The 14639-nt window shown below is 62.8% G+C and carries 14 protein-coding genes; 3 read left to right on the top strand and 11 right to left on the bottom strand.

Annotation, left to right across the window (positions count from 1 at the left end; genetic code table 11):
- Nucleotides 1–52: 52 nt before the first annotated feature.
- Nucleotides 53–649 carry a translation elongation factor Ts gene (gene tsf / locus KIT08_07575; protein ID UYN88952.1) on the bottom strand — a complete coding sequence of 199 codons (597 nt, stop codon included), beginning with the start codon at nt 647–649 and terminating at the stop codon, nt 53–55.
- Nucleotides 649–1689, bottom strand: a complete 1041-nt coding sequence (rpsB, locus tag KIT08_07570; GenBank protein ID UYN88951.1) for a 30S ribosomal protein S2 — start codon at nt 1687–1689, stop codon at nt 649–651. Before rpsB ends, tsf begins: the two co-directional genes overlap by 1 nt.
- A gap of 203 nt (nt 1690–1892) precedes the next feature.
- Between rpsB and KIT08_07565 the strand changes: the two genes are divergently transcribed.
- On the top strand, nt 1893–2696 hold the full coding sequence (locus KIT08_07565) for a biotin--[acetyl-CoA-carboxylase] ligase (GenBank protein UYN88950.1): 804 nt from the start codon (nt 1893–1895) through the stop codon (nt 2694–2696).
- A 24-nt stretch (nt 2697–2720) separates the two neighbouring features.
- Nucleotides 2721–2939, top strand: coding sequence for a hypothetical protein (locus KIT08_07560; protein ID UYN88949.1), 219 nt, complete (start codon nt 2721–2723; stop codon nt 2937–2939).
- Nucleotides 2940–3365: 426 nt separating this feature from the next.
- Here KIT08_07560 and KIT08_07555 read toward each other — a convergent pair whose 3' ends face one another.
- The 6 genes from KIT08_07555 to KIT08_07530 form a co-directional block, all read right to left on the bottom strand.
- Nucleotides 3366–3920 carry a dCTP deaminase gene (locus KIT08_07555; protein ID UYN88948.1) on the bottom strand — a complete coding sequence of 185 codons (555 nt, stop codon included), beginning with the start codon at nt 3918–3920 and terminating at the stop codon, nt 3366–3368.
- A 120-nt stretch (nt 3921–4040) separates the two neighbouring features.
- Nucleotides 4041–5705, bottom strand: coding sequence for a CapA family protein (locus KIT08_07550; GenBank protein UYN88947.1), 1665 nt, complete (start codon nt 5703–5705; stop codon nt 4041–4043).
- Between the two features lie 26 nt (nt 5706–5731).
- Complete coding sequence (gene ftcD, locus KIT08_07545) at nt 5732–7243, bottom strand: glutamate formimidoyltransferase (GenBank protein ID UYN88946.1); 1512 nt, start codon at nt 7241–7243, stop codon at nt 5732–5734.
- Between the two features lie 43 nt (nt 7244–7286).
- Nucleotides 7287–8189 carry a homoserine kinase gene (gene thrB / locus KIT08_07540; protein UYN88945.1) on the bottom strand — a complete coding sequence of 301 codons (903 nt, stop codon included), beginning with the start codon at nt 8187–8189 and terminating at the stop codon, nt 7287–7289.
- A complete protein-coding gene (locus KIT08_07535) occupies nt 8186–9238 on the bottom strand; it encodes a threonine synthase (GenBank protein ID UYN88944.1) in 1053 nt (350 codons plus the stop codon). Before KIT08_07535 ends, thrB begins: the two co-directional genes overlap by 4 nt.
- On the bottom strand, nt 9235–9489 hold the full coding sequence (locus KIT08_07530) for a helix-hairpin-helix domain-containing protein (GenBank protein ID UYN90796.1): 255 nt from the start codon (nt 9487–9489) through the stop codon (nt 9235–9237). Before KIT08_07530 ends, KIT08_07535 begins: the two co-directional genes overlap by 4 nt.
- Before the next feature lie 250 nt (nt 9490–9739).
- Between KIT08_07530 and KIT08_07525 the strand changes: the two genes are divergently transcribed.
- Nucleotides 9740–10456, top strand: coding sequence for a DUF554 domain-containing protein (locus tag KIT08_07525; protein UYN88943.1), 717 nt, complete (start codon nt 9740–9742; stop codon nt 10454–10456).
- 62 nt (nt 10457–10518) lie between these two features.
- Here KIT08_07525 and KIT08_07520 read toward each other — a convergent pair whose 3' ends face one another.
- From KIT08_07520 to KIT08_07510, 3 genes are all read right to left on the bottom strand, one after another.
- Nucleotides 10519–11211 (bottom strand): DsbA family protein, encoded by a 693-nt coding sequence (locus KIT08_07520; GenBank protein ID UYN88942.1) that lies wholly within the window; start codon nt 11209–11211, stop codon nt 10519–10521.
- Between the two features lie 91 nt (nt 11212–11302).
- A complete protein-coding gene (locus KIT08_07515; GenBank protein ID UYN88941.1) occupies nt 11303–12163 on the bottom strand; it encodes a GNAT family N-acetyltransferase in 861 nt (286 codons plus the stop codon).
- Between the two features lie 42 nt (nt 12164–12205).
- Nucleotides 12206–14524: a GAF domain-containing protein gene (locus KIT08_07510; protein ID UYN88940.1), complete on the bottom strand. Its 2319-nt coding sequence runs from the start codon at nt 14522–14524 to the stop codon at nt 12206–12208.
- Nucleotides 14525–14639: the final 115 nt, after the last annotated feature.

Raw genomic sequence — 14639 nt, 5'->3', positions numbered from 1 at the left:
GCGGCGGGGACCGCTTTGGTCATTCTCATCAAGGCGCTTGACGGGCGTTGGGTCACTTGCCGCCCAGCTCCCAGCGGGCGAAACGGCGCACGACGATGTTCTCGCCGGTGGCGACGACGCCTTCGCTGATCATGTCTTTGATGGTCTTGCTGTCGTCACGGATGTAACCCTGGCGCAGCAGCACGTTCTCATCCAGAAACTTCTGAACGCGGCCTTCGGCGATCTTGTCCCAGGAGGCTTCGGGTTTGCCGGCTTCCTTGGCGGTGTTGAGGGCCACCTGCTTCTCGCGCTCGATGGCGGCCGGATCGACTTCTTCCTCAGTGAGCCATTGCGGGCTGCTGGCGGCAATTTGCAGGGCGATCTCGTGGGCCAGGTTGCGGAAGGCCTCCGAGCGGGCAACGAAGTCCGTCTCGCAGTTGACTTCCACCATGACGCCTACGCGGCCATCGCCGTGGGAGTAGAGCTCGACCGCGCCGTTGAGCACTTCGCGGTCGGCACGCTTGGCGGCCTTGGAGAGGCCCTTCTGGCGCAGGACATCCACCGCTTTGTCGAAGTCACCCTTGGCTTCTTCGAGGGCGGCGCGGCAATCCAGGATGCCAGCACCGGTGGCCTGACGCAGCTCTTTGATCAGTTCAGTCGTGATTTCCATTATTCGGTTACTTCTTCCTCGCCTGTCCCTTGCAGGTCAGACTTCTTCAGTTTCGGTTTGCGAGTCTTGGCGGCGGGAGCGCCGGCAGGCTTCTTGGCGGCAGGTTTGGCAGCGGCAGCGGCCGGGTCAGTTGCTGCTGCAGCTTTTTCAGCATCTTTGGCAGCCTTGGCAGCCGCCTCAGCGGTTTCCTTGGCCTGCTCTTCAGCCACCTTGGCCAGGGTGGCCTGGCCGAGCAGAGCCTCGTCGGTCAGCTCTTCCACCGGGCCATCTTCGGCGCGGCGGCGCGGGGCAGCCGTCTTGGTCTCCACCTTGGCGGTTTCGATTTCCTGCTTGTCCTGGCGCAGGGAGCGGCCTTCCAGCGCGGCGTCAGCCATATAGGACACCATAAGCTTGATGGCGCGGATGGCATCATCATTGGAAGGGATGACGTAGTCAATCACGCCGGGGTTGCAGTTGGTGTCCACGAGGCCCACAACGGGAATGCCGAGGATATTGGCCTCGCGCACGGCGGTCTCTTCGCGGTTGACATCAACTACAAACAACAGGTCAGGCACGCGGTTCATGTTGCGGATACCGCCAAAGCGCTCTTGCAGTTTCTCGGCCTTGCGGGAGTTGGTGAGCATTTCACGCTTGGTGAGCTTGAGCTTGCTGCTCTCGCCCTCGGCGGGGGCCTGCTGGGCCATGCGCTCCAGGCCTTCGAGCTCGCTCACGCGCTGGCGCATGGTGCTCCAGTTGGTGAGCATGCCACCCAGCCAGCGCACGGTGACGTAGGGCATGCCGGCGCGCTGCGCCTCGGCCTCAATGGTTTCCACGGCCTGGCGCTTGGTACCAACGAAGAGCACGCTCTTGCCGTCGGCGACGGCTTCGCGCACCAGCTTGTAGGCTTCTTCCAGCGCTTTTACGGTTTGCTGCAGGTCAATGATGTGGATGCCGTTACGTTCGGTGAAGATGTACGGCTTCATGCGCGGGTCCCATTTCTGGGTGCGGTGCCCGAAGTGCACGCCCGCTTCGAGAAGGGCCTTCATATCAATGGGGGCCATAGGTAAAACTCCTTTGCGTTATACGTCCGCTTCCGTCATCCCTGGCGGTGACCCTCTGTGAGGGCACGCACCGCCAAGTCAGGTAAGCGTGTGAGATGTGCGCTGCTACGCAGCGCAAGCGCCCGCGAAAGCGAGCGCAAAAGCAAGTATACCAGCGGCCTGGGCCAGAGTCCAGAGCAATGCCTTGATATAGAATACTTACAATGAACAAGACGGAATTTAAGGAGGTGGTCAGCGGCTTGCCGCTGGCGCGGCCACTAGCGCGGGCCGAGTTTTATGAAAGCATAGGCTCGACCAATGACGTAGTGGCGGCCTGGGCGGCCGAGGGGGCGGCGGGCGTATGCCTGGCCGCCGCCGACGAGCAGACCCAGGGCCGCGGGCGGGATGGGCGCAGCTGGCATACCCCGCCGGGCAGCGCCCTGGCCTTTAGCCTGCTGTTGCCGCCGCCCGCCGGCTTTCAGGCCAGCCAGCTGGGCCGGGTATCCGGCCTGGGAGCGCTGGCGGTGAGCGAGGCGCTGGGAGGGCTAGGCATCAAGGCCGAGATCAAGTGGCCCAACGACGTGCTGGCGGATGGCAAAAAGCTGTGCGGGGTGCTGCCCGAGGCCCACTGGGCCGGCAGTCAGCTGCAAGCAGTGATCCTGGGAATTGGCATCAATGTTGCAGCCGAGTCTGTACCGGATGCCAGCCAACTGCGCTTCCCGGCCACCAGCGTGGAGCAGGCCGCCGGCCGGCCTGTGGCCGCCGCGGGCCTGCTGCGAGCAGTGCTGGAGAGCCTGCTGACTTGGCTGCCGCGCATGCCGCAGGCGGAGTTCCTGCAAGCCTGGGAGCAGCGCCTGGCGTACCGGAACCAGCCGGTGCAACTGCACAGCGGGCCGGAGCCGGTGACGGGTATTCTGGCCGGCCTGGCAGCGGACGGCAGCCTGCGCCTGGTGGTGGACGGTGCAGAGCGCACGTACCCAGCCGGGCAGGTGCAGCTGCGGCCCTTGGTTGACAGGCCGGGCAATTAAGCTAGACTGAAGCACAGGAGACTTATGCTGGACGATTTTCTGCGAGAAGACGATACGGAAAGTTTCTTGAACGAAATTCAGGAAACCCCGACTTTGATCCAGACCGAGGATGACGAGACGGGCTTTTTGGGCATGACGCCCCTGCAGCGTTTTGTGATCTCGGTGATGTTCTTTTTCATGGTGCTGATCATTGGCGCGTTCTGCCTGCTGATCACGGGCTCGATCGCTATTCCGTTGGGGTGAGCGGCGCGCATAGCTAGGCAAATAAAATCCCACCGCATGGTGGGATTTTTTGTTTAGATCGGCGCAGCATGCTGCGCCCCTACGTATGGTCAGGCGCGGAAGACATACCAGCAGGGATCTTACGCTGGCGCGGCGCCAGCAGTCTTGAGGCTACGGCTCGTTCGGAGTGACCAATCGTCCTATATTCAGTAGAGACTATTCATCCCCAAACTCCATAAATGCCCTTCGCTGCGCTCAGGGCGACACGAATTAGGCACAAGTGTCTTTGCGAGCGATGCGCAGCAAAGCTGCGCAAGCGAAGCAATCCCCAACTTGCTATGCAAACTCGCTTGGGGATTGTGCAATCTTCGATGTTTCGCTCATGCTGCTGCGCAGCATATCGCTCGCAAAGACAGTCAGTGAGATACAAGGACCGCTAACAGCTATCTACAGCTTTGGCAGGACGATACTTTGCTGCTTCTGGTACTTGCCCTTCTTGTCCGCATACGAGACGCGGCATTCTTCATCGGCTTCGAAGAAGAGCACCTGGGCGAGACCCTCGTTGGCGTAGATCTTGGCGGGCAGCGGCGTGGTGTTCGAGATCTCCAGTGTTACGAAGCCTTCCCACTCCGGCTCGAAGGGGGTGACGTTGACGATGATGCCGCAGCGGGCATAGGTGCTTTTTCCCAGGCAGATGGTGAGGACGTTGCGCGGGATGCGGAAGTACTCCACCGTGCGCGCCAGGGCGAAAGAGTTGGGCGGCACGATGCAGACATCGCCCCTGAAATCCACCATCGATTTTTCGTCGAAGTTCTTAGGATCCACCACGGCGGAGTGGACGTTGGTGAAGATCTTGAACTCATCGGCGACGCGAATGTCGTAGCCGTAGGATGACACGCCGTAGGAAATGACGCCCTGGCGCACCTGGGCGGGCTCGTACGGCTCGATCATGCCCTTCTCGCGGGCCATCTTCTCGATCCAGTGGTCAGGTTTCAGTCCCATCTTTCTCTCCTAAGATTGCAAATTTCATATCGGCTTGGGGATTGCTTCGGCGCAGGCAAGCCTACGCCTCGCAAAGACGAAGCATCTTCTTAGCAACCCTGATAGTTATTACTTTACATTTTACGAACCATCTTCAGCCGGCCGCGGCCCCCACAGACTATTGTTGAAGATGATGTTCAGGAACTCAGCGCGCTCTTCTGCGCTGAGCCAGCGCGGCTTAGCATAGTCCACGAAAACAAAGGGCAGCAGCTCGGCGCTGATGTACTGATTATCGTATATCACGTGGCGCACCATCATGCCGTGGGATGTGTCGTAGCCAAAAATGATCTGGTCGAAGAACATGTTGCCCAGGCCGTAGGTAATTAACGAGCCAGGGTTGTAAAACTCTACGCCATGCGGCTGGTGGGCCTGGCTGCCGCTGACGATGCTGGCGCCGGCGGCGGCCACGCGGCCAAAATCGCGCACCAGCGTATCGGAGGGCTTGTACTGGTAGACCTCGTTGTGCTGGAAGGTGGCGATGACGATATAGCCCTCATCTACCAGCTGGCGAATGGTGCTTTCCATGTAGTCGTAATTGCAGGCCCAGGTGCCGGGATAGCTGTCGGTGGCCGAGGCGTAGCCGCCGCCCTTGCCGTTGCAGCCGATGAAGGCGATGCGGTTGCCGTTGTTTTCCATGCGCAGGGGTTGCATGGCTTCATTGAGGTCAATACCGCCACCGTAATAGGGCCAGCCGCGCTGACGGTATTGCTCCAGCGTGTATTCCATAGCGGCGCGGGTCCAATCGTTGAAGTGGTCACCGGTCAGCTCGACCACATCGGTGCCGAGCTCATCCAGCAGCTCGATATAGGCGGCATCACTGCAGAAGACCAGCGTGCGCTGGCTGGGGTCAGGCGGCGGGCAATTCTCGGCGAACGGCACCTCGTTGCTGATATGGGCAATGTCAGCTTCACGCATCACATCGCCGACGTCCTCGGCCGGGTAGGTGATGCCCTTGCGCTCCATCTCCCACGCAGTGGCGCGCACCAGGGCGGTCACGCCGGTCAGCAGCACCGTGGTGAGCTTATCGGCCTCGCGGTTGCTGGGGGGCGCGGTCACCAGCTCGGCGGCGCTGCTGATGGTGATGGGCAGGGTAAGGGCGTAACCGGCGATGTCGAAGCTTTTCCATATCGGCGCCTGGCCGTCCACGGCCAGCACCTTCCAGCGCGGCGCCAACTCCTCAAAGGGCACCAGCGCCCAGCTGGGCTGCCTGGCCCAGGCCGCGTCGAGCAGCTCGGTAGCGGGCAATACTTGCACCGCGCCGGCGGCCGGCTCGCCCCAGGCGGCGCTGAACGCGGCCAAGGTGCTCTGGCTCAGCAGCAGCGGCTCGCCGGCGAACGGGCCGGCGCTGCGGCCAGCCCATGCGGCCTGCAGGTCTGCGGAGGAGACTTCTTCGGCAATGGTGGGGAACGGAGCGACCAACGCATAGACCCACTGCGCCAGCGGCGCGCCCTCCCCGCCTACGGTAATGCTGTAGTCCGCGGCGGCCGCATCCTCAGTAACCAGAGCACCGTCAGGCAGAGCCAGCTCCGCGACAAAGGCTTCGGGCAGCCCGGGGGCCAGATACCACAGCGGGTCAGGCTCAGCGGTGGGGTCTGGCGAAAAGTCTGGCTGGAAGGGAGTCATGCTGGGGGCTGCGCCGCCTGAAGTCGGCGCAACCCCAGTGGGCAGGTTGCAGCCCGCCAGCAGCAGGCTGGCGGCCAACAGAAGCAACAGGCTGCGTTGCAAAGATGTGTGGGTAAGGCGCATAGACGTTTGCTCCGAAGCAGGCACTGCTAAAAACCGCCGCGGGCGGCAACATGCTGCTGGGCCTGGGCTTCCAATTCTGCCGCCTGCGCTTGCAAACTGTGCAGCTCTTGCAAATAGGCGTCGGCCTGGGCGTTGCCTGGCAGCGCCGCGGCATTGATGCGCACATTGAGCGCGGCGCCCTGCAAACTGGCCTTGGCCAGCGCGGCGGCAGTGCCGGCGTCGCTGAGGGCGTTGGTATTGCCAAGCTCGGCGGCTTGCCGCGCAAGCTGCAGGGCGCGCACCGCCATGACAGCCACAGTGAGCGGCAGGCGAGTAGCCTCAAGCGTGGCGGCTTCAATGGCCGCGCTGCGCTCGGCGGCCTTGGCCTCCGGCTCTTTGGGCAGCTTCATGGCGGCCATCACGGCGTGAAAGGCGGCCGCGTCTTGCTCCACCGCCACGGTGAATTCTTTACGCAAACTCTCAGCCTGCTCGAGCAGGCTGTTCATCTCGCCCTGCACCGCGGAGTATTTCTTCTTGCCGATGGTAAGGCGCGCCACCATGGCCACGAGGGCGGCCGCCAGCGCGCCGGCGTGGGCAGCCGCTGAGCCGCCGCCAGGGGCCGGTTCGGCAGAGGCGACCGCATCCAGGAAGGAACTTTCGGCCGGTTGGGAGGTGCTCTGGATGCGGCGTTCCAGAATTTGCTGGCGGTCAAAGTCGTGCAGTTGTAGGTACCAGGCGGCGGCGTCATCCAACGCTTCCTGCGGGATCAGGCCGACCAGCTCGCTACGCTCGATCTGGGCGCCGTAGCGGGCGGCCTCGTAGCGGATCATGTCCATCACGCGCGCCAGGGGCGTCTTGCGGAAGTTGGTCAGGTTCATCGAGACCTGCGCCTTACCATCCACCAGGAAGCCGGCGCCCTTCACAAAGCGCAGCCCGCCGGAGGAGTGGCGCACGGCCTTGCCCACCTCCTGCGCCACACGCACATCGCCGGTGTTCAAATAGACGTTGTAGGCGATCAGCGGCGCCCGCGCCCCGATGGCGGTGGCGCCAGCGCGGCCGAGCCTGGCGGGGCCATAGTCTGGCTTGCGCGACTTTTTGGTCTGGATGGCTTCACGGATGCCTTCGTATTGGCCGCGGCGCACGTCTTCCAGGTTGCGGCGGCTCTCTTTGGTGGCGGCATCTTCATATAAATAGACGGGGATGCCCAACTCGCCGACGCGCTTGCCGAGGCGGTTGGCGATCTGCACGCAGTCTTCCATGCTGGCGCCGGCGATAGGGATGAACGGCACCACATCGGTGGCACCCATGCGCGGGTGTTCACCGGAATGCTGATCCATATCGATCAGCTCGGCCGCCTTTGCGATGCCCAGATAGGCGGCTTCCTCCACCGCGGCGGCGTTGCCGACGAAGGTGATGACACTGCGGTTATGGTCGGCGTCGGAGCTTTGATCAAGCAATACGATGCCATCCACCGAGCGGATGGCTGCGAGGATCTGCTCGACGACTTCAGGGCGGCGGCCTTCAGAGAAATTGGGGACGCATTCGATGATTTGGGTCATGGCACCTCTGGGCAGAATCATACACCCCCGAGGCCGCAGCGAGCTACGCCGCGCTGACCTGCGCCCCTTGCGTGCTGCTGCGCAGCAAAAAGTGCCGCGCAGCCAGCTGGTGCGCCTGCAAGGCGGCCAGCATGGCCGCCAGCACGACCTGCTCACGGCCGGGTTCGACGAAGGCGATAAGCCCCGGCCCGGCGCCGGAGAGCCCAGCGGCGGCTCCCGCCCGCTGGGCAGCGGCGAGTGCATCCGCTGCGCCGGGCAGCAGTGGCAAGCGGTACGGCTGGTGTAAGCGGTCCTGCATGGCCTCGGCCAGGGCGGGCAAGCTGCCAGTGCGCAGCGCCTCGCGCACGGCCAGGGCGTTACCCATGTTGAACACGGCGTCAGCCAGGCTGACCTTCTTGGGCAGCGCGGCGCGGGCGGCGCGAGTGCTGAGGCGCTGGGCCGGCAACACGTACACGGCCTGCCACGCAGCGCACTCCAGCGCTTGCGCGGTGGTGCGCCACTCGGTGTGCTTGACCAGCACCAGGCCGCCGTACAGGGCGGCGGCCAGGTTGTCGGCGTGGCCCTCCAGCTCGGCGCCGAGACGCATTACTAATTCTGGCTTGAGCGGGTTGCCCAGCAGGGCATTGGCGCCCAGCAGCCCCGCCAGGCTGGCGGCGGCGCTGGAGCCGAGGCCGGAACCGAGCGGGATGTTGTTGTGGCAGCGGATGCGAATGTGCGTCGGTGCGGGCTGGCTCACTTCTTCATATACACGCGCCACGGCGCGGTAGACGAGGTTGCGCTCGTGGCGCGGCAGGCGCTCGGCGCCCTCGCCTTCCACATGGATATGCAAGCCCTGCCCGCCCAGTTCGAACTCGGCCTCGTTCCACAGGTCCAACGCCAGCGCCAGGCAATCGAAGGCCGGGCCGATGTTGGCGGTGCTGGCGGGGGCGCTTACGCGGACTTTCATGCCTGGCCCAATTCGCGCACCAAGGCTTCCAAGTTGGCGACCACTGGGCGCGGCGCCGTGAATTGGCTGGCAACGATATCGGCATCCTTCAGGCCGTGGCCTGTGCAGACCGCCACGACAGTCTTGCCGCGCAGGTCCAGGCGGCCAGCCGCCACTTCGGCGGCCAGGCCGGCCAAACCGGCCGCGGAAGCCGGTTCGACCCAGATGCCCTCGCCCGCCAGCTGGCGCTGCATGGCCAGAATGGCATCGTCGCTGGCGGCGACGATGCACCCGCCGGACTCCTGAGCGGCGGCCAGCGCCTGCTCGCCGCGGGCCGGTTTGCCGATGCGGATGGCGGTAGCCACCGTATCGGGCTGCTCGACGGCGTGGCCGAGCACCAGCGGGGCAGCGCCGGCGGCTTGGACGCCCAGCAGGGCGGGCAAGCCGCTGTTGTGCAGGGTGTGATACTGCGTGAAGCCCATCCAGTACGAGGTGATGTTGCCGGCGTTGCCAACCGGCAAACACAGCCAGTCCGGAGCGCGGCCAAGCTCTTCGATGATCTCGAACGCGGCGGTCTTCTGCCCTTGCAAGCGGTGCGGGTTGAGCGAGTTCACCAGCGCTACCGGCGTGCGCTGGCTGGCTTCGACCACCAAGCTCAGCGCGTCGTCAAACGAGCCTTTGATCTGCAATACGCGCGCCCCGTAAGCCAGCGCGCCGGCCAGCTTGCCAGCCGCCACCTTGCCCTGCGGAATGAGCACAAAGGCACGCAGGCCGGCGCGGGCGGCGTAGGCCGCGGCGCTGGCGGCAGTGTTGCCGGTGGAGGCGCAGATGACGGTCTGCACGCCGCGGCCGGCCGCCTCGCCCACGGCGGCGGTCATGCCGCGGTCTTTGAACGAGCCGGTGGGGTTGAGTCCTTCGTATTTCACATATAGATCAAAGCCGCCGCCCAGCTGCTGGGCCAGGCGCGGCACGGGAATGAGCGGCGTATCGCCTTCATACAGGCTGATGCTGCGAGTGTGCGCCGGCAGGTCGATGAGCGCACGGTAGCGCTCCAGCAGCGGGATTTTCATTCGTCTTCAAGGATGATAAAGCCCTGCAGGCCTTCAAAGGTCTTGGGGCCAATGCCCGGCACGTTCAGCAATTCATCCAGCGCATTAAACGCGCCGTGGCGTTCACGATAGGCCACGATGGCCTGGGCGGTGCTGGGGCCAATGTTGGGCAGCAGCTCAAGCTCCTGCAGGCTGGCGGTGTTGATGTTGACCAACAGCGGGCCGGCGGTGGGCAAGGGTGTACGCGTGGCGGATGTGATCGGGATCAGCATGGCATATTGCCCGCCCTCGGTCTGCAGCGGGATGGCTGTGCCGCGCGGCGGGGTGGTAAGGAACAGCAGCAAGCCGGTGACCCCCAGGCCGCACAGCAGGCCATACAGCACCCACCAGGCGGGCGAAACGGTGCGCGGGGTCTTGGGCTTTGCCATTTGCGGGGATTATATACAGCTAATCGTAAGGTCAGCCGTCGCTGACCTTACGATTAGCTGTTGGGTGAAGCATGCCCCAGCGTATAATGCCCCGATGCTCGGAACGATTATCAATATTGTCACGGTGCTCATCGGCGGCACGCTGGGCCTGTTCTTTGGGGCGCGCTTTCCGGAGCGAATGAGCCAGACCATCGTAGCCGGCCTGGGCCTGTTCACGCTCTCGATCGGGGCGCGCCTCTCGCTGGAGAGCGAAAATGTGATCCTGGTGCTGGTCAGCCTGCTGGTGGGCGGCGTGTTGGGCGAGCTGCTGGCGCTGGAAGACCGCCTGGAGAATTTTGGCGCCTGGCTGCAGCAACGCTTCGCCGCCAACGCCGAGGGCGGCAGCGCCATGTTCGTGCGCGGCTTCCTTACCGCTTCGCTGGTGTTTTGCATCGGGCCGATGGCGATCCTCGGCTCCATTCAAGACGGCCTGTCAGGCAATTACGAGCTGCTGGCGATCAAAGCCGTGCTGGATGGCTTCGCCAGTATTGTGTTCGCTTCCACATTGGGGATCGGCGTGCTGTTCTCCGCCCTGGTCGTCCTTTTCTACCAGGGCGGCATCAGCCTGCTGGCCCAGCAGGCGCAAACCCTGCTTTCAGACGCGATGATCACCGAGATGAGCGCGGTGGGCGGCATCCTGCTGCTGGGCGTGGCGGTCAGCAGCCTGCTGGAGATCAAGAAGATCCGCGTGGGCAACTTTCTGCCTGCCCTGCTGATCGCCCCGCTGATCGTGGCGATCATGACCGCGCTGGGCCTGAGCACAGCTCCATGACCATTTGCTGATAAATAAAAAGAGCGCCTGACGGGCGCTCTTTGATTTTCCAGAAGCTTGCGCTAGTTGCCGGAAGCGGCCAGCGCGGCGTCAATGGCCACTGAAAGCTGCTCAAAGGTTTGTGAGCCGCCCAGCAGGGTGCCATTGATGATGAAGGCGGGCGTGCCATTCACACCATTGGCACGCGCTTCGTTGACTGCGGCTTGCATGCCGGCCATGCCGGTACCATCATTCATGCACTGCTCAAAAGCGGCCACATCCATGCCCACGCTATCCGCCATGGATACCAGGCGGCTCTGGGAATAGCCGCCAGCGTTGCTGTGCGAGAAGTTGGCGAACAATGTGTCGTGATAAGGCCAGAATTGATTCTGCTCAGCCGCGCAGAAGGCGGCTGCGGCCGAGGAGTCCGACTCGGGGCCGAGGAAGCCGACCGGGCGGTAGGTGAAGTGCACCAGGCCGGTGTCGATATAGGTCTCGATCAGTTCATCTTCAGCGCCCAGGTATACGTTGTAACAGTGCGGGCACTGAAAGTCTGCGTATTCAACCATTTGCACCGGGGCATTGGGGTCGCCCAGGCTGAGGCCATTGGGCTGCAGATAGGTGCGTTCGGGGGCGCTGCGCACGCGGCTGGCGTAGATCAGCATGCCGGCGATCACCACGGCTACAATGCCGATGTAAAGAACCCACTTCATCTGGCCACGGCGTTCGGCGCCGCGGCGGCGTTCCAAGCGGGCTTGGCGGGCACTTCTGTCCATCTTTCGTTCCTCCAAAACACAGGGTAAGGGTAAGTTCAGTGTAGCAGAGATTCGTACCGCCTTTCACAGACGGCACGCCTTTTACTTTGAATTAATCTGATGCGCCAAACATGTACTGGTACACCGGAAAGCGCTCCGAGGTAAATTCGAAACCCAGCTTCTTGTACAAAGCCAGTGACGGCATATTGTTATCTTGTGTGTTGACGCTCAAGCGGGCTTCCTTGCGGATTTGGGCGTAGCGCTGCAGATCGGTGGCCAGGGCCGCTGCCAGCCCGCGCCCCTGCATGCCCGGGTGCGTAGCCAGGCGCGCCAGGTGCAAGCCCTGGGCGCTGTGTGTGCTGATCTGGTAGGCAACGATGCGGGCTTCATGCTCCACCACGGTGGCAAAGCCGGCCTGCTGGTAGGCGTGCTGCAGGGCGGCGAGTGGGTTCTGCCACAGGGGCATGAAGGCGGCCTTGTCCACTTCATAGACCGCGGGCAAGTCCTCCGCCTGCATGGGACGGATCTGCAGCTGCGGGTTGGAAGGCAGGATTGCCTGGCCCACGGCCCAATCCAGCACGACCACGTTCTGGATGTGCGCAAATCCCGAGCTTGTCAGAAGCTGCACGAACCAATCATTGAGCGGGATGGCTGCGGCCTGCTCGGCGCCGGCTTGCGCCAGTTCCTGGCGCGCTTGCGTCCACAGTGTGTTCCAGGCGGCGTTAATGTCCACCCGGGTCATGGCGGCAAACAGGCGGATCCAGGCCAGCCCGGGAGGGTCTTGTGGGCAGGCCAGGGCGGCGGCCAGGCGGCCGCCGTTCTCGGCGATCAAAAAAGGGGAATGGCCGAGCCAATCGAGAGGACGCCGCCAATCCAGATGGCGGTGTACATATGTCTCAAAATGCAGCAGGTTGGCTAACCGGCTGCGATCTTCTTCAGTTGCAGAACGAAGGGAAAAGACGGCGGGAGCCATCAACCCCATTATACATAGACGGCTCGCAATGCCCGCGTCGGCTTAGCTGCGCTTAAGGATGTGGGTAAAAAAAGCATCCAGAATGGCTGGGTCAAAGTGCTTACCGGCCTGCTCTCGGAGGTGCTGGACCACTTTCTCCTCAGGCCAGGCATCGCGATACGGACGGTTGGAGGTGAGGGCGTCCCACACATCAATGATGGCAAAGATGCGCGCCTCCAGCGGAATATGACGGCCTTGCAAGCCTTCGGGGTAGCCACTGCCATCCCATTTTTCATGGTGATAGAGCGGGATGGGCAGCGCAGGATACAAGAAGTTGATGGCGGTGAGCATATCGCGGGCGTACACCGGGTGGCGGCGCATGATCTCCCATTCTTCATCGTCCAGTGGGCCAGCCTTGCCCAGAATATGATCGGGCACAGCCATCTTGCCGATGTCATGCAGCAGTGCGCCGCGGCGCACATGCTCCAGCTGCTCTTCGGCCACGCCCAAGGCTTGAGCCAGCCGCACCGTCATTTCCGTGACGCGGCGGCTGTGCTCGATCGTCTCCATATCACGCAGCGCCAGGGCATGCGCCCAGCCCTCGATCGTGCGCTCGTAGGCTTCACGCAGGCTTTCATTGGAGGTCTGCAGGTCGTTGAACAATGCTGCGTTATCGATGGCAATGGCAGCCTGGCCTGCCAGGGTGAGCAGAAAATCCTTCCACTCGGCATCGCGCGGCTCCACACTGCGGTGGAATGTTTCCAGCACGCCGATGACGCGACCCTTGGCGATCAGCGGCGCGGCGTAATAGCTGAGGAAACCTTCGGCCTGGGCCAGCGCGGACCAGTTGAGGCGTTGCGGGTCAGCCCGCAGATCGGCCGCCTCCACGATGGTGCGTTCTTTGGCGGCCTTGCCGGCCAGACCATCGCCGAACTTGATGCGCGCCTGCTCAATCCGATCGGTCCTGAACCCCAGCCCGGCGGCAAAGCTGAGCAGCTGCTCCGCATCCAGCAGAAGAATCGAAGCGGCGTCCACGCGCAGCTCGGCAATGCCCTGGCTCAAGATCATATCCAGCGTGAGTTTGAGATCCAGGCTGGTGGCGATGGTGTTGTCAATTTCGCGCAGACTGCGCAGGTGCTGCAGGCGGCGCTCGGTCTGCTCGTACAGGCTGGCGCGGTGGATGGCCGCCCCACCGATATCACAAATGGCGCTCAACACGCGGATATCGTTTTGCTCGATCAGCAACTCGCGCCCTAGTCCCAGCGTGCCGATCACGCGATCTTCGGCTGTGATCGGCACGATGACCAACGCGTTGGTGCGCCGGATCTCCGGGAACTTGATCATCTCATCGTCTGGCTTAGTCTTTAAATTGTTATTCAAGTATGGTTGAGCAGTTTCCACCACCCGGCTGGTGAGCCCCTTTCCGGCGGGAATGACCTGGCCTACGGGCAGCGGATAATCCGCCTGCCCCAAGACAATCAGGTGGTCGCCCGTTTCGGGTTGTACCAGCGTGATAGTGGCTGAATTGGCGCTGACAGAGGCAATCGCCTGCGCCAAAATAATAGGAAGAATGTCATCGACACTGCGCGCCAGGCGCAGGCTGCTGCTGACTGCAGCCACCGCCTCGATCTCACGCTCGCGTTGCTTGCGCTCGGTAATATCGCGGAAGATAATCTGGGTGGCTGGCTGATCCTCGAAGGTGAAGGGGCAGCCGGTCACTTCGACGTCAATCACGCTGCCATCGCTGCGCACAAACTTCTGCTCCAGCACAGACTGGCTTTGGCCAGCCTCGGCCGAACGAATTCGCTCAGCCACGATCTCCTTGAACTCCGAATGCACAAGATCGATCATGGGCGTACCCACCAACGCGTCAGGAGTGCTTACCCCCAGCAGTTTGACCGCGGCCGGATTGGCGAACGCAACCAGCCCATTCTGGTGCACCATGATGGCGTCAGGCATCATGTCCACCAGGCTTTGGTAACGTTCCCGGCTTTCACGCAGCAACCGGTCAGCCTCATCCCGCTCAATGGCATGGCGAATGGAGCGCAGCAGGAGCTCTCCGCTGATCTGGCCTTTGACCAGATAGTCTTGCGCGCCGTTGCGCACGGCATGCAGGGCCATGTCCACATCGTTGAGCCCACTGAGAATGATCACCGTGAAGGCCTGGGCCAGCTCCTGCACCTTGGTGAACGTGTCAAAGCCCTGGCTGTCAGGCAGGCCCAGGTCCAGCAACACTGCATCCAACGGCAGCTCAGGGTCGCCCAGATATTGCAAGCCATCTTTTAGCGTTGCGGCATGCTCAATGCGCAATTCCATATTGGAAACGTCTTTGAGCATTTCCTTGATCAGGCGCGCGTCGCCCGGGTTGTCTTCTACAAGCAATAGTCGGATTGAACTACGGTCATTCCCCTCAATTGATGGCAGTGAACCAGTCGTAGACCCCGCCATATCATCCCCCAGTGTTTATGGATTTATGCAAGCGCGCAAATATACTGCT

It is taken from the genome of Anaerolineales bacterium (assembly GCA_025808555.1).
GTDB lineage: Bacteria > Chloroflexota > Anaerolineae > Anaerolineales > UBA11579 > JAMCZK01.
Note: the sequence above shows the minus strand (reverse complement) of the source record. Positions and strands in the feature narration are given on the sequence as shown.